This window comes from Stenotrophomonas cyclobalanopsidis (genome assembly GCF_008710035.1).
GTDB lineage: Bacteria > Pseudomonadota > Gammaproteobacteria > Xanthomonadales > Xanthomonadaceae > Stenotrophomonas > Stenotrophomonas cyclobalanopsidis.
Genome location: NZ_VYKI01000007.1, coordinates 108,557 through 128,852 on the forward strand (window position 1 = coordinate 108,557; position 20,296 = coordinate 128,852).

Consider the following 20,296-nt stretch of genomic DNA (forward strand, 5'->3'; position numbering starts at 1 on the left):
CAGATCACTCGCGGTCGTCGCGGGTCCAGACGGCGTCGTGTTCGCGCTTTACCGGGAACTTGGGCACCGCGGTGTAGGCCGGGGCGCACATGGCGCGGCCATCACGCACATCGAAGCGTGCACCGTGCAGCACGCACTCGATGCTGCCTTCGGCGGTGTTGAACTCGCCCGAGGACAGCTCGAACTCTTCGTGCGTGCACTGGTCTTCCAGCGCATACAACACGCCATCGAGGTTGAACACCACGATCGGCGTGCCGGTCACTTCATCGAACACGCTCTTCATTTCGCCCGGCAGCAGCTCGGCGCCGGCGCAGACGAAGGTCCAGGTGTCGCTCATGCCGAAGCCCCGGCCAGCGGCTTTTCCAGTATTTCAAAGCGCAGGTCGCCGCGCTTGGGAATGCCGAAGCGCTCGTCGCCGTAGGGAAACGGCTTCTTGATGCCGGTACGCTGGTAGCCACGACGCTCGTAGAAGGCGATCAGTTCGTCGCGCACGTCGATCACCGTCATCTGCATGACCGGCACGTTCCATTCGCGCGCCGCATGGGTTTCGGCTGCATCCATCAGCCGCTTGCCGACGCCACCGCCCTGCTGGGCCGGGTCGACCGAGAACATGCCGAAGTAGCCCTTGCCGTCGACATCGGCGACGTGGGCGCAGGCCACCAGGTGGCCCTCGCTTTCAGCCAGCAGGATGGTCGAGCGCGGGCGGTCGAGGTCGCCCTGGATGCCCTCGGCATCGATGCGGGCGCCGTCCAGCAGGTCGGCCTCGGTGGTCCAGCCAGCGCGGCTGGCGTCGCCACGGTAGGCCGAGGTGACCAGGGTGATCAGGGCGGGGATGTCGGCCGGCGTGGCGGCACGGAAAGTCAGGGTGCTCATGGGCGCATTCTACGGCGGCAGGGGTGGGAGGGGTCAGATCCCGTTGGCGCCGCCAAGGGGATCTGACCCCTTGGCTTCCGGAGACGCCCATGCCTCGCCCGCGTCGTATCGATGCACCCGGTTATCCGCAGCACGTCGTCCAGCGTGGCAATAACCGCCAGGCTGTGTTCTTCACCAGCAATGATCCAGCGATGTATCTGGGTCTGCTTCGCGACTGTGCGCAGGAGCATCACTGTCGGGTTCATGCCTATGTGCTGATGGGCAACCACGTGCATCTGCTGCCGACACCGCATGCGGCCGGTGGTTTGTCACGGGTGATGCAGGCAGTAAACCGCAGCTACGTGCGTCGGGTGAATGAGCGTTAGAGCCGAACCGGCACCCTCTGGGAAGGGCGCTTCCATTCCACGCTGGTGGATTCCGATCGCTATCTGCTGGCCTGCCAGCGCTACATGGAGCTTAACCCGGTGCGGGCAGGACTGGTGGCGCATGCCGAGGACTATCGCTGGTCAAGTTATCGCGCGAATGCGCAGGGCAGGGCGAATGCACTGCTCGTGCCGCATTCGGCATTCGAGCTGATTGCCACCGATGGGGAAGAAAAACTCAGGCGCTATGGGGAGTTCATCGAGCAGGGTATTCCTGCGCAGGATCTCGCCTCTATACGGAAGGCGGTGCAGTCGCAGCGTCGGTTTGCTGCGCCGCTGTTGGGGTCAGAGCCCTTTCGCGGTGCGAGAGGGATCTGACCCCGGTCTGCGGGCTCAGCCCAGCAGCTTGCGTACCTTGGTCAGCGCAGCCATGAAGCGCTCGATCTCGGCATGCGTGTTGTAGAACGCCAGCGAGGCACGGCAGGTGGCGGCAACCCCGTAATACTGCAGCAGCGGGTGCGCGCAGTGCTGGCCTGAACGTACGGCCACGCCTTCCAGGTCCAGCAGGGTGGCCAGGTCGTGCGCGTGCGCGCCGTCGATCAGGAAGGACACCACGGCGGCCTTTTCCGGTGCTTCGCCGAGGATGCGCAGGCCATCGACCTTGCGCAGTTCTTCGGTGAAGTGCGCCAGCAGCTCGGCCTCGCGCGCTTCCACGTGCTCCAGGCCCAGGCCCTGCAGGTAATCCACGGCCACGCCCAGGCCGATGAAGCCGGCAATGTTCGGGGTGCCGGCTTCGAACTTGTGCGGGGCGTCGTTGAATACGGTGCCGTCGAAGCTGACTTCCTTGATCATCTCGCCACCGCCGAGGAACGGCGGCATCGCGTCGAGATGCTCGCGGCGGGCCCACAGCACGCCGGTGCCCGTCGGGCCGCACATCTTGTGGCCGGTGATGGCGTAGAAGTCGCAGCCGATCGCGGCCACGTCGACCTTGCGGTGCGGCACGGCCTGCGAACCATCGACGACGGTGACGATGCCGCGCTTGCGCGCTTCACGGCAGATCTCGCGCACCGGGTTGACCGTGCCCAGCACGTTGGAGACGTGGGCTACGGCCAGCAGCTTGACCTCGGGGGTCATCGCCTTGCGCAGCGCGTCCAGGTCCAGCGCGCCATCGGGGGTGATCTCGGCCACGCGGATGGTCGCGCCGGTGCGCTGGGCAACCAGCTGCCACGGCACGATGTTGGCGTGGTGCTCCATGCGCGAGACCAGGATGACATCACCGGCCTTCAGTCGCGGCAGCGCCCACGAGTACGCCACCAGGTTGATGGCGAAGGTGGTGCCGCTGCACAGCACCAGCTCGTTGCTGCGCACGTTGAGGAAGCGGGCCAGCTTGTTGCGCGCGCCCTCGTAGGCGTCGGTAGCCTCGGTGCCCAGCGCATGCACGGCTCGGCTGACGTTGGCGTTGTAGCGGCGGTAGTACTCGTCCACCGCGCCGATCACCTGCACCGGCTTCTGGCCGGTGTTGGCGTTGTCGAAATACACCAGCGGCTTGCCGTGCACTTCGCGCATCAGCAGCGGGAAGTCGAGGCGGACGCGGTCCCAGTCCGGCGTGCCGGCAGCGGGTTCGATCGGGCGCGGCGTGGACAGGTTCATGCCACACCTGCCTCGGCCAGGGCCTTGTCCAGGCGGCGTGCCAGCTGCTCGCGCAGGGCCTCGGGCAGCACCTTCAGCGGCTCGTGACAGAACGCGGCGCTCAGCAGTGCCTGTGCCTGCGGCTGCGGCAGGCCGCGCGAACGCAGGTAGAACAGCGCGTTGGCATCGAGCTGGCCGACGGTGGCACCGTGGGCGGCCTTCACTTCGTCGGCGTCGATCACCAGCACCGGCTGGGTGTCGATCTCGGCGTCGGCCGACAGCAGCAGGTTCTTGTTGGACAGGTTCGCGTCGGTGCCGTCGGCGCCTTCGCGGATCTGGATGCCACCATGAAATACCACGCGGCTGCGGTTGGCGGCCACGCCACGCCACAGCAGCTCGCTGCTGGTATCGCGGGCGATGTGGTCGATGCCCAGGCGGGTATCGACGTGGCGGCGGCCATTGCCGAGCAGCACGCCGTTGGCGGTCAGCTGGGCGTTGTCACCTTCCAGGCGCACGTTCAGTTCGTGGCGGCTGAGTGCGGCGCCCAGTTCCAGGTCGACGCGGTGGTACTGGGCATCACGCGCCAGCACCGCATCGGTACGCAGGAAGCTGGTCTGGCGCGCGCTGCCGGCCTGCACGCGGGCATGCTTGAGCACGGCATCGCGGGCGACATGGGCATGCAGCACGGTGTTGTCCAGGTGCGCCGGGTCGCCCACGCTGAAGCGGTGCTCGACCACGCCCAGGCTGGCGCCGACACGCAGTTCGATCAGGTGGCGGTGGTGCCAGGCCAGGTCGGTGTCGCCGGCCACGCTGGCGAACACCAGCTGCAGCGGCACCTCGACCTGCACGCCTTCGTCCACGCGCAGCACCACGCCTTCATCGGCCAGCGCGGCATTCAGGCGGGCGAACACCTCGTCGCTGCGCTCGTAGCGGCGGCCGAGGAAACGCGCGGCATCCTCGCCGGCGGCCAGTGCCGAGGACAGTGGTTCCAGCTGCACGCCGGCCGGCAGGCCGTGGGTGTCGCTCAGCGCGTCGCTGAGGCGGCCGTTGACGAATACCAGGCGCGGCGCCGGGATGTCTTCCAGCACGGCTGCGTCCAGCACCGGCGGCGACAGCGGCGCGGCGGCGAAGGCGCGCCGCTCCAGCTGGCGCAGCGAGGTGTACTTCCAGGCTTCGCTGCGGCCGGCCGGCAGGCCATCGCGCAGCACCGTATCGAGCACTTCGCGGCGCGCATCGCTGCCGCAGAAGGCCTGGGCCATCGAGTCGAGCAGGGCGCTCATCAGACCGCCGCCTCGCGCACCACGCGATCCTTGAGGAAATCGTAGCCGTGCGCTTCCAGTTCCAGGGCCAGTTCCGGGCCGCCGGTCTTGACGATGCGGCCATCGGCCAGCACGTGCACCACGTCCGGCTTGATGTAGTCCAGCAGGCGCTGGTAATGGGTGATGACCAGGAACGAACGGTCGGCCGCGCGCAGCGCGTTGACGCCGTCGGCAACGCTCTTCAGTGCGTCGATGTCCAGGCCCGAATCGGTTTCGTCGAGGATAGCCAGCTTCGGCTCGAGCACGGCCAGCTGGAAGATCTCGTTGCGCTTCTTCTCACCACCGGAGAAACCTTCGTTGACGCCACGGTGCAGCAGCTCGTCCTTCAGGTGCAGCACGGCCAGCTTCTGGCGGACCAGCTTCAGGAACTGCATGGAATCGAGTTCTTCCTCGCCACGCGCCTTGCGCTGGGCGTTCAACGCCGCGCGCAGGAAATAGGTGTTGTTCACGCCCGGGATTTCCACCGGGTACTGGAAGGCCAGGAACAGGCCGGCGGCGGCGCGCGCTTCCGGGTCCTGGTCGAGCAGGTCGCTGCCTTCGAACTGCACGCTGCCTTCGGTCACTTCATAGCCGTCACGGCCGGCCAGGACATTGCCCAGGGTGGACTTGCCGGCGCCGTTGGGGCCCATGATGGCGTGCACCTGGCCGGGCTTCACTTCCAGCGACAGGCCCTTGAGGATTTCCTTGTCGCCGATGCGGGCGTGGAGGTTTTCGATCTTCAGCATGGTGGGGATTTCCGTGGGGCGGGCTGCGGCCCGCCGATAAAGAGAATGCGTTTGCGAGGGGCAGGGGCTGGCGGTCAGCCCACCGAACCTTCCAGCGAGACTTCCAGCAGCTTCTTGGCTTCCACTGCGAATTCCATCGGCAGTTCGCGGAACACCTGCTTGCAGAAGCCATCGACGATCATCGACACCGCGTCTTCCTGGCTGATGCCACGGGCGCGGCAGTAGAACAGCTGGTCGTCGGAGATCTTCGAGGTGGTGGCCTCGTGCTCGACGGTGGCGCCCGGGTTCTTCACCTCGATGTAGGGGAAGGTGTGGGCACCGCACTGCTTGCCGATCAGCAGCGAATCGCACTGGGTGTAGTTGCGCGCGCCATCGGCATTGCGGTCGACCTTGACCAGGCCGCGGTAGGTGTTCTGGCCGCGGCCGGCGCTGATGCCCTTGCTGACGATCTTGCTCTTGGTGCGCTTGCCGACGTGGATCATCTTGGTGCCGGTGTCGGCCTGCTGGCGGTGATGGGTCAGCGCCACCGAGTGGAACTCGCCCACCGAATCGTCGCCCAGCAGCACGCAGGAGGGGTACTTCCAGGTGATGGCCGAACCGGTCTCGACCTGGGTCCAGGTGACCTTGCTGCGCGCACCACGGCATTCGGCACGCTTGGTGACGAAGTTGTAGATGCCGCCGACGCCGTTCTCGTCGCCCGGGTACCAGTTCTGCACGGTGGAGTACTTGATCTCCGCATCTTCCAGCGCGACCAGCTCGACCACCGCGGCGTGCAGCTGGTTCTCATCGCGCATCGGCGCGGTGCAGCCTTCCAGGTAGGACACGTACGCCTTGTCCTCGCACACGATGAGGGTGCGCTCGAACTGGCCGGTGTGGCCGGCGTTGATGCGGAAGTAGGTGCTCAGTTCCATCGGGCAACGCACGCCCTTGGGAATGAACACGAAGCTGCCATCGGAGAACACGGCCGAGTTGAGCGCGGCGAAGTAGTTGTCCCCCACCGGCACCACGGTGCCCAGGTACTGGCGCACCAGCTCCGGGTGTTCCTTGATGGCCTCGGACATCGAGCAGAAGATGATGCCCTTCTCGGCCAGTTCCTTGCGGAAGGTGGTACCGACGGATACCGAGTCGAACACCGCGTCCACCGCCACGCCGGCCAGCTTGGCGCGCTCGTGCAGCGGCACGCCCAGCTTGTCGTAGGTGTCCAGCAGTTCCTTCGGCACGTCATCCAGCGAAGCGTACTTCGGGCCCTTGGGCGCGGAGTAGTAGCTGAGCGCCTGCAGGTCGATCGGGGCGATCTGCAGCTTGGCCCAGTTCGGCATCGGCATGGTCAGGAAGTGGCGGTAGGCGTCCAGGCGCCATTGCGTCATCCATTCCGGCTCCTCCTTCTTGGCCGACAGGGCACGGATGGTGTCCTCGTCCAGGCCCGGCGGCAGGGAGTCCGATTCGATCTCCGTGATGAAGCCGGCCGAGTACTTGCGGCCGAGCTGCTCATGGATCTCGCGGTTGGGGGTGTCGTCGTGGGCGACGGTTTCGATGGTTTCGGTGGCCATGGGGGGGCTGCCTACGGATCAGGAGACGACGTCGACAGCGATGGTGCGGCGCTGTTCGTCATCGACAAGGGGAAGGGGGGGCAGGATCTGGGCGAGGGTGACATCGCGCAGGGCCTCGGAAACCACGTCGTTGATCAGCCGCCAGCTGCTGCGTGCGCCGCATTTGGGCGCCATGTTGCACTGGTGGTGGTCGTGGCTGCATTCGGTCAGCGCCAGCGGCCCTTCCATCGCCTCGACCACCTCGAACAGCGAGATCTCGATGGACGGGCGGGTCAGCCGGTAGCCGCCGCGGACACCGCGCAGGCCTTCGACCAGGCCGGCCTGGGCCAGCGGCTTGAGCACTTTGCTGACGGTGGGCGGTTCCAGGCCGGTGAATTCGGCCAGCTCGGTCGCACTCAGCACTTCACCCGGGCGGGCGGCGAGTACGGTCAGCACGACCGTCGCGTAATCGGTGAGTTTGGTGACGCGCAGCATGGGGGATGCGAGTGGTTCTTAAAGCGGACTGAAATTGTACGCTTTTCTTCGCCAGCATCCAACCCGGCCATTCAGCCGGCGCTTGGGGCGGTCGTCGGCCCGGCGGGAACAACACACCGGGGCGACCGGGGCGCAATGCTGCGGCATGCGGGTTGTTTTCGCAATCACCCGGAATGAGTGAGAATCGGGTTCCTTTCGCTGCAGACCCACCCTTGCCGATGCCCAAGAAGATCCAAGCCCGCAAGTCCGCCATCCATGGCAACGGCGTGTTCGCCGTGGCCCCGATCAAGCAGGGCGAGCGCGTGATCCAGTACAAGGGCCTGTTGCGCAGCCACGGCGACGTCGATGCCGACGACAGCGGCGACGTGGAAAGTGGCCATACCTTCCTGTTCACCCTCAACGATGACTGGGTGATCGACGCCAACTACAAGGGCAACGACGCACGCTGGATCAACCACAGCTGCGACCCGAACTGCGAGGCGGTGATCGAGGAAGACGAGGACGGCGACAGCCGTGGTGACAAGGTCTTCATCGAAGCGCTGCGCGACATCACCGCCGGCGAGGAGCTGACCTACAACTACGGCATTACCTTGGCCGAGCGCCACACGGCAAAGCTGAAGAAGATCTGGGAGTGCCGCTGCGGTTCGCCCAAGTGCACCGGCACGATGCTGCAGCCCAAGCGCTGACGGGTAATTGGTAGCGCCGGGCCGTGCCCGGCGAGCGCGAAGCGTGGGCGGAACCAGACGCCGGGCACGGCCCGGCGCTACCAGTGGTCTCTCCACCTGCCGTGCACGATCGGGTCACCGCCGTGCAATGGCGGTTCGCCGATTCTGTGTGCCCCCTCACTGGAGCACACGACATGACACAGCGTATCGCCGGCAAGCAGGTCGCCATCCTCGCGACCCACGGCTTTGAACAGTCCGAACTGATCGAACCCAAGCGCCTGCTGGAAGCGCAGGGCGCGATCGTCACCGTGGTCTCTCCTGCGCAGGAGGCCAGCATCAAGGGCTGGAAGGACAAGGACTGGGGCGGCGTGGTGACGGTGGACCTGCCGCTGGCCGAGGCCGACGCCGGGCGTTTCGATGCGCTGGTGTTGCCCGGCGGGGTGATCAACCCCGACACCCTGCGTACCGACGAGGCGGCGCTGGGCTTCATCCGCAGCGTGGCCGATGCCGGCAAGCCGGTGGCCGCGATCTGTCATGGCCCTTGGCTGCTGATCAACAGCGGGCTGGCCAAGGGGCGCGAGGTGACCTCGTGGCCGTCGCTGCAGCAGGACCTGACCAATGCCGGCGCGCGTTGGCGCGATGCCGAGGTGGTAGTGGACGGCAAGCTGATCACCAGCCGCAAGCCGGATGACATTCCGGCCTTCAGCGAGGCCGTGGTCAACGCACTGGCTGCGTGATGGTGTGCCGCCGGGCCATGCCCGGCGAGCGCGAAGCGCGGGATCATCAAAAGCCGCCGGGCGCGGCCCGGCGCTACCTCCACCCGGGTCGATGTTGCGGTAGCGCCGGGCCATGCCCGGCGAGCGCGAAGCGCGGGATCATCAGAAGCCGCCGGGCACGGCCCGGCGCTACCTTATTTGCCCAGAAGGCCGGCAGGCATCAGGTTGCCCAGGTTCTGGTTGAAGGTGACCACCAGCTTGCCGTTCTTCACCTGCGCCGACTGCACCTGCAGCGCGCCCAGCACGCCGGCCATGGCCGGGTCCAGCTTGTAGATCGGTTCGCGACGGGCGTAATCGCTCAGCGCAGCGTTGAGCAGGCCGCGCGTACGCGAGTCGAGGCGACCGCCCTGGCTGGCCGGGGTGAAGTCGTCCACGGTCGGGTCCTGCAGGTGGAAGCCCTGGGTCTGCGCGTCGTAGCGCAGGCCGCTGCTGAGCTTCACCTTGCCCAGGTTGGTCGGGGTGCCGCCGGCGGTGGCCAGTGCCAGGTCCATGCCGAGGTCGAGGCGTTCGCCAGCGGGCAGGCTCAGCTGGGGGTGGCTCATGGTCAGTGCGATCAGGCCGCCCAACGCATTCTGGGTGCGCGGGAAGCTGCCATCCAGATACTGCTGCACGTCGCTGGCGCCAACCGCCAGTTCGCGCCCGGAAATAGAGGGGGCCGCCTGCGCACCGATCGCGGCGGCGATCAGCACGGTGGACGCGGCAAGGCGGGTCATCAGGGAACGCAGGCGCATGGCGGTGACCGGGGCGATGAATGAGGGCTACAGAGTAGCTTTGCACGCTGAATCCTACGTGCATGCCGCTGCAACGGTTCAGTCCAGCGTCGGTTGCAGCTGCGCCGACTGGATCTGCCAGCCCTGTCCATCTGCGCGGGGCTGCACGCGGTACCAGCCGTGGTAGCGGAACGCGCCCTCGCCAGTGGAGGCGCGGATGCGCACTGGCACTTCCAGCAGGCGCGGCGGCTGCTGCTGATCGCGCGGCACGGCGGGGTCGCTGTCCAGGCGCAGGTTGCGCACGTCCGGCAGCAGGCGCAGTGCGGCATCGTCGGCACGCCGTGCATCCGGCGGGGCGATGGCCCAGGCGGCATCGATGCCGGCCTTGTTGCGGTTGAGCAGGTCCAGCACATAGCGGTTGAGCAGCCGGGACGGCGTTTCACCATCCGCGGCGACCGCGCCATACAGCGGGTCGATGGCCTGCGACGCAAGGCCGTGTTCATCGTGCGAGGCAGCGGGACGGCCTGCGTCGATCGCTGGTGCGTCGGCGGGCGGCGGCACGGCGGCTGCGTCATCGGACGGTGTCTGCCTGGAACAGCCCAGCAGGGTCACCGTCATCATCAACAACATGGCACTGCGCATGTCTGCCTCCTCCCCGAGGCGACCTGGAGGAGGGCAGTGTATCGGCAGCGTCCGGATCAGCGCGACGTAGGCAGCTGTTCCAGTGCGGCCAGGGCCGGCAGCACCTGCGCCGCCACGGCTGCCAGTGCATGGCCGTCGGTATCGGCGTGGCGCTGCACGATATCGCGCAGCAGCTGGGTGGCGACCACCAGGGTGGCGCGCTCGTCACCGCTGAGGCCGGCCGTGCGCGGGGCGCTTTCCAGCAGACGCATCAGGTCGCGGCTGGCGCGATGTTCCAGTTCGATGGTGCAGCGCCCGGTGCACTGATGCCCGTCCTTTTCGATCGGGGTCACCGAGATCCGGTAGCGGGTGGAGGGGCTGGCCATGAGGGTGTGCTCGCCTGGGTCTGGAGGGATGTGCCCACCATAGGCAAGGCCGCGACCGGCGGCGACGGCCGGGACTGCACGCAGTGTTCCACCCGGTCCGTTTCCGACGCGTAAAAACCGGGCCACAGCCAATGCTGGTGCGGCTGTCGGCGGGGACGGTGCTTGCGCGGAAACGCTGTGTTGCGATTTGCGCGGGGTCGTGGCGCCGGCGCAGACAAAAACGGGACGGCCTGCGCCGTCCCGTCGGAAGATGCCGTTGGGCGCGCGCTTAGAGCGCGGCGTCCTTCAGCTTCTTCAGCGGGCGCACCTTCAGCTTGGTGGTGGCCGGCTTGGCAGCGAACCACTGCTCTTCCTTGGTGAACGGGTTGATGCCCTTGCGCTTCGGCTTGGCCGGCACGCTGACGGTCGAGATCTTCAGCAGGCCCGGCAGGGTGAAGGAGCCAGCGCCCTTCTTGTGCACCGAGGAAGCAACGGCGGTTTCAAGCGAGGCCAGCACCGCGCGCACGTCCTTGGCGACAACGCCGGACGCTTCCGCGATGTGTGCAACCAGGCCGGACTTGGTCAGCACTTCCTTGATCGGCTTCGGAGCGGCCGGCTTGGCGGCAGCCTTCGTCGCGACTTTCTTCACTGCCTTTTTCGGGGCAGCCTTCTTAGCGGTCTTTGCCATGGTTTCCTGTTCCGTGAACGGTTGGTTGTGTGGTCGGCGCCGAACCCCGTCGGCAAGCGCAATGTAGGGCAACTCTCGAGCGCCGCCAATAGCCCGGAGCGCGGAAAGTGCATGTTTTTTCATATCCAGGCCGATTGAGTACATGTCCGGAAGCGGGCAAACAGGCGGTGCGCTGCAGTGCGCAATAGGGGGCGCCGTTGCTGCGGAATGCGCGAAACCGCTGAAAACAAGGGAAAAATTCAATTCGCGCTGGTGAGGAAGTGTCCACCGGGCTGGCCAGGAACCGCGACGTGCCCTGCGGCGGGGCGACGCAGGGCTAACGCGTGCCGTGCGAGGGTAGCCGTTCATCACCGCCACGCAGGAGCAGCACATGGGAATCTCGCGACACGCCACCGCGCACTGGGAAGGGGACCTCAAGTCGGGCAAGGGCCAGTTGAGCACGCCGCAGAGCGGGCTGCTGGACAAGACCCGCTACGGCTTCAACAGCCGCTTCGGCGATGAGAAAGGCACCAACCCGGAGGAGCTGATCGCCGCCGCGCACGCCGGCTGCTTCACGATGGCGCTGTCGGCCAAGCTGGGCGATGCCGGGTTTACACCGACCTCGCTGGATACCGAAGCCAAGGTCGACCTGTCGATGGAAGGTGGCCCGCAGCTGTCGCAGATCCGGCTGAAGGTGAAAGCCGTGGTGCCGGGCATCGACGCCGCGCAGTTCCGCGCGATCGCCGATGACGCCAAGCAGAACTGCCCGGTGTCCAAGGCACTGAGCGCCGTGCCGATCAGCCTGGAAGCCGAGCTGGGCTGAGGCCGGTAGCGCCGGGCCATGCCCGGCGAGTGAAGCGGAACGGAGCCGGGCACCGCCCGGCGCCCCATCGCAATCACCAATCAATGGTCCCGCTGATCACCGTCTGCACCTGTCCGCCGGACCACACCTCGCCGTCCTCATCCACGCGCAGGGTCAGCCGCGCATCGTGGCCGACCTCGCGGCCCTGGCTGACTTCATACGGTTCGCGGCCGCGCGGCAGCACGCCACGCAGGTCCAGCCACGCGGCCAGCACGGCATTCGCCGCACCCGAGGCGGCATCCTCGAAGCGACGCCCGTTGCCGACGAAGGCGCGCACGGCCAGGTCGAAGCCTTCGCTGCCATCGCTGAACGCATACGCGAACACGCCCATGCTGTCGGTGGATTCGGCCAGCGCGGCGACCGCGTCCCATTCCGGCTGCAGCGCACGCAGCGTGGCCTCGTCGGCCACCTGGACCACCCACCAGCTGCGGCCGCCCTGCATGCGCGCTGGCGGCAAATCACCCAGCGGCCAGCCCTGCAACGCGGCCTGCAGGCGCGGATCATTGGCGTGCGCAATTTCAGCCAGCTGCGCGCGCGGGGTGCGGATGGCGATGCGCTGTGCGGCGCCCTCGCCCATCACCTGCAGCGGCAGCAGGCCGGCAATGCCGTCCTGCACCAGCACGCCCTCCACCGGCGCGGCCAGGCCAGCCTGCAGCACGGCGTGGGCGGTGCCGACGCTGGGGTGGCCGGCGAAGGGGACCTCCTTCTGCGGGCTGAACATGCGCAGCCGGTAGCTGCTGCCAGCGGTCTGCGGCGCGAACACGAAGGTGGTTTCCGGCAGCCGGGTCCAGCGCGCGATGGCCTGCATGGCGGTGTCGTCCAGGCCCTCGGCATCGAGCACCACGGCCAGCGGATTGCCGGCGCCGGCGCGCGGCGAGAACACATCCAGCTGCAGGAAACGGCGTGCGGACATCAGGGGAAACTCCAGGAAATGGAGAGATGGTAGCGCGGGGCCATGCCCCGCGAGCGCGCAGCGCGGTGCGGTGATGCCGCCGGGCATGGCCCGGCGCTACCAGCTTATGTGGCCGTCAATCACCGGTTGCACCCGGCCGCCGATCCACACCGTGCCTTCGGCATCGACACGCACATGGACATGGCCGTTGCGGCCGACTTCGCGGCCCTGGCTGGCCACGTAAGCACCCGCGCCGTTGGGCAGGGCGCCGCGCTGGCGCAGCCAGGCGCCGATCAGCGCGTTGGCGCTGCCGGTCACCGGATCTTCGGGTACGTTCACCGCATCGCCCGGGCAGAACGCGCGCACCACGCGGCTGTGCCCTGCGGCGGGTTCATCGGCGAACACCGCCACGCCGGTCGCGCCGGTGGCATTGGTCCAGTCGCGCAGGGCGGCCATGTCCGGGGCCAGGCCGCGCACGGCGGCGGCATCGCGCAGGGGCAGCAGCCACCAGCGCGGGCCGTTGTCCCACAGCTCGGGGGCATGGCCGTCGGCGGCCAGGGCCAGCAGCGGTTCCGGTGCCTGGCCGGGCGCGGTGGGCAGGTGCCGGGCCGGTGGACTGGCCAGTTCGATGGTCGGCCCGTCGGCCGGGCCACTCACCCGCACCGGCAGCAGGCCGGCGGCGCATTGCTGGACCAGGGCGCCGCCGTCTCCCGGCGTGGCCAGGCCACAGGTGACCGCTGCCCAGGCCGCGCCGACGCTGGGGTGGCCGGCGAACGGCAGCTCGCTGCCCGGGGTGAAGATGCGGATGTGGTAATCGGCACCGGCGGCGCGGGGCTGCAGGAAGAACACTGTCTCGGACAGGTTCAGCCACGCCGCCAGCGCCTGCATGCGCCCGGCGGACAGCCCGTCGGCGCCCAGCACCACGCCCAGCGGGTTGCCGCTGCCGGGCTGGTGGGCGAAGACATCAAGCTGCAGGTAGCGGAAGGCGGCCATCGGTGGGTCCATTGGGCTTAGAATCGAAGGTTCCGCCCCCTCGGGCGGCTTCCCCACATTACACATAGCCTATCCATGTCAGCTTCCCCCCTTGTCGATCGTTGGATCGTACTGAAGTTCGGCGGCACCTCGGTGTCGCGTCGCCACCGCTGGGACACGATCGGGAAGCTGGCGAAAAAACGCGCGGAAGAGACCGGCTCGCGCGTGCTGGTGGTGGTCTCGGCGCTGTCCGGGGTCACCAATGAACTGACCGCGATCGCCGATGGCGCGCCGGACAGCCGCGACCGCGTGGCCGCCCTGGTCGAACGCCATGAGGGCTTCCTGGTCGAGCTCGGCCTGGGCCGCGAGGTGCTGGGCGAACGCCTGGCCGCCCTGCAGGGCCTGCTGGATGACCCGCGCGCCGCCACCCGCCCGCTGGAATGGCAGGCCGAAGTGCTGGGCCAGGGCGAGCTGCTCTCCTCGACCCTGGGCGCGGCTTACCTGCACGCCTCGGGCCTGGACATGGGCTGGATGGACGCCCGCCAATGGCTGGACGCGATGCCGCCGCAGCCGAACCAGAGTGAGTGGTCGCAGCGCCTGTCGGTGAACTGCCAATGGCGCGCCGACGCGGACTGGATGCAGCGCTTCCGCGCGCAGCCGACCCGCCTGCTGATCACCCAGGGCTTCATTTCCCGCCACGCCGACGGCGGCACCGCCATCCTCGGCCGCGGTGGTTCGGATACTTCGGCGGCGTACTTCGGTGCGCTGCTCGGTGCCAGCCGCGTGGAAATCTGGACCGACGTGCCGGGCATGTTCAGCGCCAACCCCAAGGACGTGCCGGACGCGCGCCTGCTGACCCGCCTGGACTATTACGAAGCGCAGGAAATCGCCACCACCGGCGCCAAGGTGCTGCACCCGCGCTCGATCAAGCCGTGCCGCGACGCCGGCGTGCCGATGGCCATCCTCGATACCGAGCGCCCGGAACTGCCGGGCACCAGCATCGACGGCAGTGCTGCACCGGTGCCGGGCGTGAAGGCGATCAGCCGCCGCAACGGCATCGTGCTGGTGTCGATGGAAGGCATCGGCATGTGGCAGCAGGTCGGATTCCTGGCCGATGTGTTCGGCCTGTTCAAGAAGCACGGCTTGTCGGTGGACCTGATCGGTTCGGCCGAAACCAACGTCACCGTGTCGCTGGATCCGTCCGAGAACCTGGTCAACACCGATGTGCTGGCCGCGCTGTCGGCTGACCTGTCGCAGATCTGCAAGGTGAAGGTGATCGTGCCGTGCGCGGCCATCACCCTGGTCGGCCGTGGCATGCGTTCGCTGCTGCACAAGCTGTCGGACGTGTGGGCCACCTTCGGCCGCGAGCGCGTGCACATGATCTCGCAGTCGTCCAACGACCTGAACCTGACCTTCGTCATCGACGAGGCCGATGCCGATGGCCTGCTGCCGATCCTGCATGCCGAGCTGATCGACAGCGGTGCGATGCCGGTGGAAGAGACCGAAGTGTTCGGCCCGCGCTGGCGCGAGATCGCAGGCACCGTGCGCCCGCGTGGCACGCCGTGGTGGCGTGGCCAGCGTGCGCACCTGCTGCAGCTGGCCGACGCCGGCACGCCGCGCTACGTCTACCACCTGCCGACCGTGCGTGCCCGCGCCCGCGCGCTGGCCGCGATCAAGCCGATCGACCAGCGTTACTACGCGATCAAGGCCAACAGCCACCCGGCCATCCTGCAGCTGCTGGAAGCCGAAGGGTTCGGCCTGGAATGCGTTTCGCACGGCGAGCTGAAGCATGTGTTCCAGCACCTGCCGGAACTGTCGCCCAAGCGCGTGCTGTTCACCCCCAGCTTCTGCCCGCGCGAAGAGTACGAAGCCGGCTTCGCGCTCGGCGTCACCGTCACCGTGGACAACCTGGAAGCGCTGCAGCGCTGGCCGGATCTGTTCCGCAACCGCGAAATCTGGCTGCGCGTGGACCTGGGCCGTGGCGAAGGCCACCACGCCAAGGTCCGCACCGGCGGCAAGGATTCCAAGTTCGGCCTGCCGATGGCGCGCGTGGACGAGTTCGTGCGCACCGCCACCGATCTGGGCACCCGCGTGGTCGGCCTGCATGCTCACCTGGGCAGCGGCGTGGAAACCGCGCAGCACTGGCGCCTGATGTGCGATGAGCTGGCCGGTTTCGCCCGTCGCATCGGCAGCGTGCAGACCATCGACATCGGTGGTGGCCTGCCGATTCCGTACAGCGAGGAAGACGAGCCGTTCGACCTGGACGCCTGGGCCGAGGGCCTGACCGAGGTCAAGGCGCTGCACCCGGCGTTCCGCCTGGCGATCGAGCCGGGCCGCTACCTGGTGGCCGAATCGGGCGTGCTGCTGACCCATGCCACCCAGGTGGTGGAAAAGGACGGCGTGCGCCGCGTCGGCTTGGATGCCGGCATGAACACGCTGATGCGCCCGGCCCTGTACGACGCCTGGCACGACATCGAGAACCTCAGCCGCCAAGGCGGTTATGCCGAAGCGGCGTTCGATGTGGTCGGCCCGATCTGCGAATCCAGCGATGTGTTCGGCAAGCGCCGGAAGCTGCCGGTGTCCACTGCGCCGGACGATGTGATGCTGATCGCCGACGCCGGTGCCTACGGCTATGTGATGGCCAACACCTACAACCAGCGGGCGATGCCGCGCGAAGACGTGATCGAGTGATCGCCGCCCTTCGCGCCCTGCACCCGCCCACCGACACGTCCTGCGCTTCGCGCGGGGCGTGCCTGACCGCGCTTGAACTGGATCCGCCATGACTGCTTTCGATAAACACCAGGTTTCCCGCTTCCGCTTCGTCCGCTGCGAGTTCGCTGCGGATACCGGCGTGGCCAAGCTGGTCTACGCCTTCGACGATGGCCCGGAGATGGTGGAAACCATCACCGTGCCGGGCGCTCCGTTCGTGCTGGACGAGGCGCGCGCGGCCGCGGTGCAGCGCACCCTGCAGCTGCTGCACCTGATTGCCGGGGTCAGCTACTACAAGGCGGGCGTGCCGGAGACGGTCAGCATCGACAGCTATGCCATCGATGCCGATACCGCAGCGCTGGTGGAAACGGTCTACCTCAACGGCCTGGGCGAATTCGCCTACCGCAACGGCCTGAACCTGCGCGGGCGTTTTCGCCTGCCGGTACAGGGCGAAGCGGTGCAGGCGCCGGTGCTGGGCCTGCAGCCGCATGCGCTGGTGGCCATCGGCGGCGGCAAGGATTCGCTGGTCAGCATCGAAGCGCTGCGCCGTGCCGGCGTGGAGGAGACGGTGACCTGGATCGGCGGTTCGCAGCTGATCCGTGCCTGTGCCGAGCGCACCGGCCTGCCGACCCTGAACCTGGGCCGCGCGCTGGCGCCGGAACTGTTCGAACTGAACCGTCAGGGCGCGTGGAACGGGCACATTCCGGTCACGGCGGTGAACTCGGCGATCATGGTGCTGGCCGCGCTGCTGCAGGGCGTGGACCAGGTGGTGTTCTCCAACGAGCGCTCGGCCAGCTATGGCAGCCAGATTCCGGGCACCGGCGAAGTGAACCACCAGTGGTCCAAGGGCTGGGCGTTCGAGCAGGCCTTCGGCAACCACGTGCAGAAGCAGGTGGCCGCCGATCTGCAGTACTACTCGCTGCTGCGCCCGATGTCCGAACTGGCGGTGGGCCGCCAGTTCGCCAAGAGCGACTTCTACGACGCGCATTTCTCCAGCTGCAACCGCAACTTCCACATCCTCGGCGAGCGCCCGGTGAACCGCTGGTGCGGCGTCTGCCCGAAGTGCCACTTCGTGTTCCTGGCGCTGGCCCCGTTCATGCCCAAGACCCGCCTGGTGCGAATCTTCGGTCGCAATCTGCTGGACGACGCCGGCCAGGCCGGTGGCTTCGACGCGCTGCTGGAGTTCCAGGACCACAAGCCGTTTGAATGCGTGGGCGAAGGCCGCGAATCGCGCGCGGCGATGGCGACCCTGGCGCAGCGCCCGGAATGGAAGGAAGACGTGCTGGTGAAGCGCTTCTGCAACGAGATCCAGCCGCAGCTGGATGCCGCTGAGCTGGAACTGGCACCGCTGCTGCAGCTGCAGGGCGAGCACCGCATTCCGGCCGCGCTGTGGGAACGTGTGCGTGAAGATTTCACAGCTTGAAGGAAAGCGCGTTGCGCTGTGGGGCTGGGGGCGTGAGGGCCGCGCGGCGTTTGCCGTGCTGCGCGCGCGCCTGCCTGCGCTGGCCCTGAGCCTGTTCTGCCCGGCCGCCGAGGCCGAGGCCGCGCGTGCGGAAACGCAGGGGCTGCTGGACGTGCGCGGCGAGCCCACTGCCGAGGCGCTGGCCGCGTTCGAGGTGGTGATCAAGTCGCCCGGCATCAGCCCTTACCAGCCGATCGCGCTGGCGGCAGCGGGGCAGGGCACGGCCTTCATCGGCGGCACCGCGCTGTGGTTTGCCGAACATGCGGGCGACGATGGCATCGTGCACGACACCGTGTGCGTGACCGGCACCAAGGGCAAGAGCACCACCACCGCACTGGTGGCGCACCTGCTGCGCGCGGCCGGCCACCGCACCGGCCTGGTCGGCAATATCGGGCTGCCGCTGCTGGAGGTGCTGGACCCGCAGCCGGCGCCCGCGTTCTGGGCGGTGGAACTGTCCAGCTACCAGACCGGTGAAGTGGCGCGCAGCGGCGCCCGCCCGCAGGTGGCGGTGGTGCTCAACCTGTTCCCGGAACACCTGGACTGGCACGGCAGCGAACAGCGCTACATCGAAGACAAGCTGCGGCTGGTGACCGAGGCCGCGCCGCGGATTGCCGTGCTCAATGCCGCCGATCCGCATCTGGCCGCGCTCTCGTTGCCGGACAGTGACGTGGTCTGGTTCAACCAGCCGCAGGGCTGGCACATGCGCGGTGACATCGTGCATCGCGGCGAACAGGCCGTGTTCGATACCCGCAACACGCCGCTGCCGGGCCGCCACAACCGCGGCAACCTGTGCGCGGTGCTGGCCGCGCTGGAAGCGCTGGGCCTGGATGCGATAGCGCTGGCACCGGCGGTGCAGGACTTCCGACCGCTGCCCAACCGCCTGCAGCGCATCGGCGCGGCCGATGGCCTGACCTACGTCAACGATTCGATCAGCACCACGCCGCACGCCAGCCTGGCCGCGCTGGAATGTTTCGCCGGCCAGCGCATCGCGCTGCTGGTGGGCGGGCACGACCGTGGCCTGGACTGGACCGATTTCATGCAGCACATGGCGCACGATGTGCCGCCGGTGGAGATCGTGACGATGGGCAGCAACGGCCCGCGCATCCACGCGATACTGCAGCCGCTGGCCGATGCCGGCCGCTTCGGCCTGCACGCGGCCGGCGACCTGCCCGAGGCGATGGCGCTGGCACGCACGGCGCTGGGTGCGCAGGGCGGGGTGGTGCTGTTGTCGCCGGGCGCGCCGAGCTTTGGTGCCTACCGCGATTACGTGGCCCGCGGCCGCCATTTCGCCGAGCTGGCCGGGTTCGAGCCGGACAGCATCAGCGCGATTCCGGGCCTGGGCATCGGGTAAAGGGTCAGCCTCGATCTACGGTAGTGCCGGCCGCTGGCCGGCAACCCGGGGCACGGCATCCACGCATGGCGTGGCTCTACTGTAGGGCGAGGTACCATCGGCGCATTCCCGGACGGATTCGAGAAGCCCGATGTGCACCTTCATCACCGTATTCCTGCCCACCACGCTGGCCCACGAAACAGCCGCCGCGATCTTCACCCGCAGCGGCCGTCGGCTGTTCGCGCAGGATTCGCCCAGCCTGCAGGCCGCGGTCGGGCCCGGCTGGCAGCCGTGGCTGAGCGCCGCGCACTGCGATTGCGGCACCGCGCTGGCGTCGGTGCGGGCCGAGCCGGAATGGAAGGGCGATGCCGAGCGCTGGCGGAAGAAGGGCTGGAGCGAAGCGAAGATCGCCCGCGCGCTGGCCGAGCAGCTGGCGCGGCATGCGCAGGATCAGCAGCTGCGTCGCGATGAAGCCCTGGGCGATGCCGGCCAGTGGTTGCAGCGCATCGATGCCCTGCTGCAGTCCAGGGCCGCGCGCATTGGCCTGCTGGTACGCGACTACGATGGCGCGGTGGATGCCCGGCAGCCGCCGCCGCCGGAACGTCATTGGTCACGGAATCAGCTGGCCGCAGCGGATCTGCTGGCGCTCGCGCCGGGCACGTTGCATTGGATCGAGCGCGGGTGAGAACGTTATCCACGCATGGCGTGGATCCACTATTCAGTCGGCGTCCTGATCGATGAACGCGTAATCCCGATCCATCAGCTGCTGCAGATACGCATCGAAGTTCGGCGCGATGACTGCATAGCTGTCCGGATCGTGCAGGTAGCGCACCACCTGGCCGACGGTGCCGCCCGGTGCCGGGTCGAAATCCAGGTAGAGCATCGAGGTGCCGCCATTGTTCATGCAGTGCGAGAAGCACAGGCGGCGGTCCATCGGCAGATCGGCATCGATGCCGTCGCCAAGGATCTCCGGCTCCTCGTCCAGCCATTCCTCGTAGATGGACCGGATGCTGTCGTCCCACTGCTGCTGGTCTTCGAAGATCTGCGCGACCGAGCGCAGGTAGTACGGAGAGCCGCCGTCCTCGACATCCGAGCCCAGCATGTAGACCACGACTTCGCCGCCGGGGTACTCGCGGAAGTGCGTGCCATCTACCCGCGACAGCAACGCCAGCAGGCTGTCAGGTACCAGCGGCCACTGCGTGCGCAGGCGCTGCAGGTCTTCGGCGCTGGCGCCTTGGACATGTGCCCACTGCGCAGCGTCCTCGGCAGGCAGGCGCGGAACAAGGCCGGAAAGAAAGCGATCAACAAGGTTCATGTAAAAAGGGGACGGAGG

The 20,296-nt window shown here is 67.9% G+C and carries 23 protein-coding genes; 9 read left to right on the forward strand and 14 right to left on the reverse strand.

The window, feature by feature from the left end; translation table 11 throughout:
* Nucleotides 1-4: 4 nt before the first annotated feature.
* Nucleotides 5-337, reverse strand: coding sequence for a non-heme iron oxygenase ferredoxin subunit (locus tag FJU31_RS07890; protein WP_150454255.1), 333 nt, complete (start codon nt 335-337; stop codon nt 5-7).
* Complete coding sequence (locus FJU31_RS07895) at nt 334-873, reverse strand: GNAT family N-acetyltransferase (protein WP_150454256.1); 540 nt, start codon at nt 871-873, stop codon at nt 334-336. The genes FJU31_RS07890 and FJU31_RS07895 overlap by 4 nt, the downstream gene beginning before the upstream one ends.
* A gap of 89 nt (nt 874-962) precedes the next feature.
* Between FJU31_RS07895 and FJU31_RS19425 the strand changes: the two genes are divergently transcribed.
* Together FJU31_RS19425 and FJU31_RS19430 are read left to right on the forward strand one after the other, a co-directional pair.
* Entirely contained in the window at nt 963-1,238 is a 276-nt protein-coding gene (locus FJU31_RS19425; protein ID WP_246161250.1) for a transposase, read from the forward strand.
* A gap of 45 nt (nt 1,239-1,283) precedes the next feature.
* A complete protein-coding gene (locus FJU31_RS19430) occupies nt 1,284-1,613 on the forward strand; it encodes a hypothetical protein (RefSeq protein WP_246161251.1) in 330 nt (109 codons plus the stop codon).
* 15 nt (nt 1,614-1,628) lie between these two features.
* On the opposite strand, the gene FJU31_RS07905 is transcribed toward FJU31_RS19430, so the two are convergent.
* The 5 genes from FJU31_RS07905 to FJU31_RS07925 all read right to left on the reverse strand — a co-directional run bounded on the left by FJU31_RS07905 (nt 1,629) and on the right by FJU31_RS07925 (nt 6,932).
* Entirely contained in the window at nt 1,629-2,885 is a 1,257-nt protein-coding gene (locus FJU31_RS07905; RefSeq protein WP_150454257.1) for a cysteine desulfurase, read from the reverse strand.
* Nucleotides 2,882-4,144, reverse strand: coding sequence for a Fe-S cluster assembly protein SufD (gene sufD / locus FJU31_RS07910; protein ID WP_150454258.1), 1,263 nt, complete (start codon nt 4,142-4,144; stop codon nt 2,882-2,884). Before sufD ends, FJU31_RS07905 begins: the two co-directional genes overlap by 4 nt.
* Nucleotides 4,144-4,908 carry a Fe-S cluster assembly ATPase SufC gene (sufC, locus tag FJU31_RS07915; RefSeq protein ID WP_150454259.1) on the reverse strand — a complete coding sequence of 255 codons (765 nt, stop codon included), beginning with the start codon at nt 4,906-4,908 and terminating at the stop codon, nt 4,144-4,146. The genes sufD and sufC overlap by 1 nt, the downstream gene beginning before the upstream one ends.
* Nucleotides 4,909-4,982: 74 nt before the next feature.
* The gene (gene sufB / locus FJU31_RS07920; protein WP_079220956.1) at nt 4,983-6,458 is read right to left on the reverse strand and encodes a Fe-S cluster assembly protein SufB; all 1,476 of its coding nucleotides are present in this window, start codon (nt 6,456-6,458) and stop codon (nt 4,983-4,985) included.
* Nucleotides 6,459-6,476: 18 nt separating this feature from the next.
* Nucleotides 6,477-6,932, reverse strand: coding sequence for an SUF system Fe-S cluster assembly regulator (locus tag FJU31_RS07925; RefSeq protein WP_108768075.1), 456 nt, complete (start codon nt 6,930-6,932; stop codon nt 6,477-6,479).
* 218 nt (nt 6,933-7,150) lie between these two features.
* On the opposite strand from FJU31_RS07925, the gene FJU31_RS07930 reads away from it, so the two are divergent.
* Nucleotides 7,151-7,618, forward strand: coding sequence for an SET domain-containing protein (locus FJU31_RS07930; RefSeq protein ID WP_150454260.1), 468 nt, complete (start codon nt 7,151-7,153; stop codon nt 7,616-7,618).
* Nucleotides 7,619-7,791: 173 nt separating this feature from the next.
* Nucleotides 7,792-8,334, forward strand: a complete 543-nt coding sequence (locus FJU31_RS07935; protein ID WP_150454261.1) for a type 1 glutamine amidotransferase domain-containing protein — start codon at nt 7,792-7,794, stop codon at nt 8,332-8,334.
* A 173-nt stretch (nt 8,335-8,507) separates the two neighbouring features.
* Here FJU31_RS07935 and FJU31_RS07940 read toward each other — a convergent pair whose 3' ends face one another.
* The 4 genes from FJU31_RS07940 to FJU31_RS07955 all read right to left on the reverse strand — a co-directional run bounded on the left by FJU31_RS07940 (nt 8,508) and on the right by FJU31_RS07955 (nt 10,757).
* Nucleotides 8,508-9,104, reverse strand: coding sequence for a YceB family lipoprotein (locus FJU31_RS07940; RefSeq protein ID WP_150454262.1), 597 nt, complete (start codon nt 9,102-9,104; stop codon nt 8,508-8,510).
* Nucleotides 9,105-9,182: 78 nt separating this feature from the next.
* Nucleotides 9,183-9,725: a hypothetical protein gene (locus FJU31_RS07945; RefSeq protein WP_150454263.1), complete on the reverse strand. Its 543-nt coding sequence runs from the start codon at nt 9,723-9,725 to the stop codon at nt 9,183-9,185.
* Nucleotides 9,726-9,781: 56 nt separating this feature from the next.
* Nucleotides 9,782-10,090 carry a DUF3861 family protein gene (locus FJU31_RS07950; RefSeq protein ID WP_150454264.1) on the reverse strand — a complete coding sequence of 103 codons (309 nt, stop codon included), beginning with the start codon at nt 10,088-10,090 and terminating at the stop codon, nt 9,782-9,784.
* 268 nt (nt 10,091-10,358) lie between these two features.
* Entirely contained in the window at nt 10,359-10,757 is a 399-nt protein-coding gene (locus FJU31_RS07955; protein ID WP_108768080.1) for an HU family DNA-binding protein, read from the reverse strand.
* A 370-nt stretch (nt 10,758-11,127) separates the two neighbouring features.
* Here FJU31_RS07955 and FJU31_RS07960 point away from each other — a divergent pair, with 370 nt between their 5' ends.
* On the forward strand, nt 11,128-11,559 hold the full coding sequence (locus tag FJU31_RS07960) for an OsmC family protein (RefSeq protein WP_079220964.1): 432 nt from the start codon (nt 11,128-11,130) through the stop codon (nt 11,557-11,559).
* A 73-nt stretch (nt 11,560-11,632) separates the two neighbouring features.
* Here the strand turns inward: FJU31_RS07960 and FJU31_RS07965 are convergent, their stop codons facing one another.
* Nucleotides 11,633-12,511, reverse strand: a complete 879-nt coding sequence (locus FJU31_RS07965; protein ID WP_150454265.1) for a PhzF family phenazine biosynthesis protein — start codon at nt 12,509-12,511, stop codon at nt 11,633-11,635.
* A gap of 96 nt (nt 12,512-12,607) precedes the next feature.
* A complete protein-coding gene (locus FJU31_RS07970) occupies nt 12,608-13,483 on the reverse strand; it encodes a PhzF family phenazine biosynthesis protein (protein WP_150454266.1) in 876 nt (291 codons plus the stop codon).
* 75 nt (nt 13,484-13,558) lie between these two features.
* Between FJU31_RS07970 and FJU31_RS07975 the strand changes: the two genes are divergently transcribed.
* From FJU31_RS07975 to FJU31_RS07990, 4 genes are all read left to right on the forward strand, one after another.
* The gene (locus FJU31_RS07975; protein WP_150454267.1) at nt 13,559-16,153 is read left to right on the forward strand and encodes a bifunctional aspartate kinase/diaminopimelate decarboxylase; all 2,595 of its coding nucleotides are present in this window, start codon (nt 13,559-13,561) and stop codon (nt 16,151-16,153) included.
* A gap of 88 nt (nt 16,154-16,241) precedes the next feature.
* The gene (murL, locus tag FJU31_RS07980) at nt 16,242-17,594 is read left to right on the forward strand and encodes a UDP-N-acetyl-alpha-D-muramoyl-L-alanyl-L-glutamate epimerase (protein ID WP_150454268.1); all 1,353 of its coding nucleotides are present in this window, start codon (nt 16,242-16,244) and stop codon (nt 17,592-17,594) included.
* On the forward strand, nt 17,575-18,984 hold the full coding sequence (murD, locus tag FJU31_RS07985) for a UDP-N-acetylmuramoyl-L-alanine--D-glutamate ligase (protein WP_150454269.1): 1,410 nt from the start codon (nt 17,575-17,577) through the stop codon (nt 18,982-18,984). Before murL ends, murD begins: the two co-directional genes overlap by 20 nt.
* 130 nt (nt 18,985-19,114) lie before the next feature.
* A complete protein-coding gene (locus tag FJU31_RS07990; RefSeq protein ID WP_150454270.1) occupies nt 19,115-19,648 on the forward strand; it encodes a hypothetical protein in 534 nt (177 codons plus the stop codon).
* A 33-nt stretch (nt 19,649-19,681) separates the two neighbouring features.
* On the opposite strand, the gene FJU31_RS07995 is transcribed toward FJU31_RS07990, so the two are convergent.
* Nucleotides 19,682-20,278 (reverse strand): SMI1/KNR4 family protein, encoded by a 597-nt coding sequence (locus FJU31_RS07995; protein WP_150454271.1) that lies wholly within the window; start codon nt 20,276-20,278, stop codon nt 19,682-19,684.
* Between the last annotated feature and the right edge of the window lie 18 nt (nt 20,279-20,296).

Coding starts and splice junctions, on each gene's coding strand:
- FJU31_RS07970 (WP_150454266.1), bottom strand. CDS start 13,483: ATGGCCGCCTTCCGCTACCTGCAGCTTGATGTCTTCGCCCACCAGCCC.
- FJU31_RS07945 (WP_150454263.1), bottom strand. CDS start 9,725: ATGCGCAGTGCCATGTTGTTGATGATGACGGTGACCCTGCTGGGCTGT.
- FJU31_RS07995 (WP_150454271.1), bottom strand. CDS start 20,278: ATGAACCTTGTTGATCGCTTTCTTTCCGGCCTTGTTCCGCGCCTGCCT.
- FJU31_RS07930 (WP_150454260.1), top strand. CDS start 7,151: ATGCCCAAGAAGATCCAAGCCCGCAAGTCCGCCATCCATGGCAACGGC.
- FJU31_RS07955 (WP_108768080.1), bottom strand. CDS start 10,757: ATGGCAAAGACCGCTAAGAAGGCTGCCCCGAAAAAGGCAGTGAAGAAA.
- FJU31_RS19425 (WP_246161250.1), top strand. CDS start 963: ATGCCTCGCCCGCGTCGTATCGATGCACCCGGTTATCCGCAGCACGTC.
- FJU31_RS07940 (WP_150454262.1), bottom strand. CDS start 9,104: ATGCGCCTGCGTTCCCTGATGACCCGCCTTGCCGCGTCCACCGTGCTG.
- FJU31_RS07925 (WP_108768075.1), bottom strand. CDS start 6,932: ATGCTGCGCGTCACCAAACTCACCGATTACGCGACGGTCGTGCTGACC.
- FJU31_RS07990 (WP_150454270.1), top strand. CDS start 19,115: ATGTGCACCTTCATCACCGTATTCCTGCCCACCACGCTGGCCCACGAA.
- FJU31_RS07890 (WP_150454255.1), bottom strand. CDS start 337: ATGAGCGACACCTGGACCTTCGTCTGCGCCGGCGCCGAGCTGCTGCCG.
- FJU31_RS07975 (WP_150454267.1), top strand. CDS start 13,559: ATGTCAGCTTCCCCCCTTGTCGATCGTTGGATCGTACTGAAGTTCGGC.
- FJU31_RS07950 (WP_150454264.1), bottom strand. CDS start 10,090: ATGGCCAGCCCCTCCACCCGCTACCGGATCTCGGTGACCCCGATCGAA.
- FJU31_RS07895 (WP_150454256.1), bottom strand. CDS start 873: ATGAGCACCCTGACTTTCCGTGCCGCCACGCCGGCCGACATCCCCGCC.
- sufD (WP_150454258.1), bottom strand. CDS start 4,144: ATGAGCGCCCTGCTCGACTCGATGGCCCAGGCCTTCTGCGGCAGCGAT.
- FJU31_RS07905 (WP_150454257.1), bottom strand. CDS start 2,885: ATGAACCTGTCCACGCCGCGCCCGATCGAACCCGCTGCCGGCACGCCG.
- FJU31_RS07960 (WP_079220964.1), top strand. CDS start 11,128: ATGGGAATCTCGCGACACGCCACCGCGCACTGGGAAGGGGACCTCAAG.
- sufC (WP_150454259.1), bottom strand. CDS start 4,908: ATGCTGAAGATCGAAAACCTCCACGCCCGCATCGGCGACAAGGAAATC.
- FJU31_RS07965 (WP_150454265.1), bottom strand. CDS start 12,511: ATGTCCGCACGCCGTTTCCTGCAGCTGGATGTGTTCTCGCCGCGCGCC.
- murL (WP_150454268.1), top strand. CDS start 16,242: ATGACTGCTTTCGATAAACACCAGGTTTCCCGCTTCCGCTTCGTCCGC.
- sufB (WP_079220956.1), bottom strand. CDS start 6,458: ATGGCCACCGAAACCATCGAAACCGTCGCCCACGACGACACCCCCAAC.
- FJU31_RS07935 (WP_150454261.1), top strand. CDS start 7,792: ATGACACAGCGTATCGCCGGCAAGCAGGTCGCCATCCTCGCGACCCAC.